General features: G+C 35.3%; 1 pseudogene. It reads right to left on the reverse strand.

Features of this window, described 5'->3' with window-relative positions:
• Positions 1–237: 237 nt before the first annotated feature.
• Positions 238–913 (reverse strand): annotated as a pseudogene (locus tag ACFIKE_RS11660) (tyrosine-type recombinase/integrase); the annotation flags it as partial.

Raw genomic sequence — 913 nt, forward strand, 5'->3', positions numbered from 1 at the left:
CTCCAAAGAAAAATAAGGAGCAAATAAGAACAAATTAGGTAAAATTATATAAACTGTAGAAGGTGGTCTAAAAGGTGGTCTGAAAATGGCTATTTAAAGAAAAAATCTATATATTTCAATATGTTTAAGAAATAAAATGGTGCCCCCAGAGATTCAATAATTTTAAATAAAATAAATGAGTTATTGCGATATGGGGGAAATTTATCATTATTGATTCCATTAATGTTTTTTATAGCACTATCCCTCATTTTTTTGGAGCTTTTTTATCGCTTCTATAGCTAGCCTTTTGCGATCTGCGCTTTTTGTATAAAGAGATGCCATGTTGTCGTCAGTCCATCCAAAAATTGCCTTGAGTTGTGATACTGTTGCACCAGAATTAGCGGCGCGTGTTGCTGCTAATTTTCTTAAGCCATGTGCTGATTTTTTGATTCCCGCCGCATTACACGCTTCACGAAATAAGTTTCCAAAACTTTCTTTTACGAGTTTATTTCCGTTTTTTCCGCAAATGAATGTTTCATTTCCAATAGGACCAATTTTTAGAGTTTCTGCTAATTCAGGCAAAATGGGTAGAAAAACATCTGTTTGGAATTTACTTTTCTCTGTCTTGAGATGAATGATATTATCTTTGACATCTTTCCAGCCAATTCGTACCGCATCACCACGACGCAAGCCCGTATATAAAAGAACATCAATCCAGACACGTTCATGGGTACCATGATGCCATTTGTGATAATATTTCTCAACATCTTCTTCTGTCCAAACAGGAAAGCCGCTTTTATTTTTAAGAGGAGGTTTTTTTGACGCCTAAAGTTGGATTATTTTCCAAAAGACCTTGATCAATTGCCCAATTAAAAAGTCCATTAAGGGCTTTCAGAAAGTTTCTAGCCATTGCTGGTGTTTCTTTACGCCGTTC

Source organism: Bartonella sp. MU70NMGDW (genome assembly GCF_042194085.1).
GTDB classification, from domain to species: Bacteria; Pseudomonadota; Alphaproteobacteria; order Rhizobiales; family Rhizobiaceae; genus Bartonella; species Bartonella grahamii.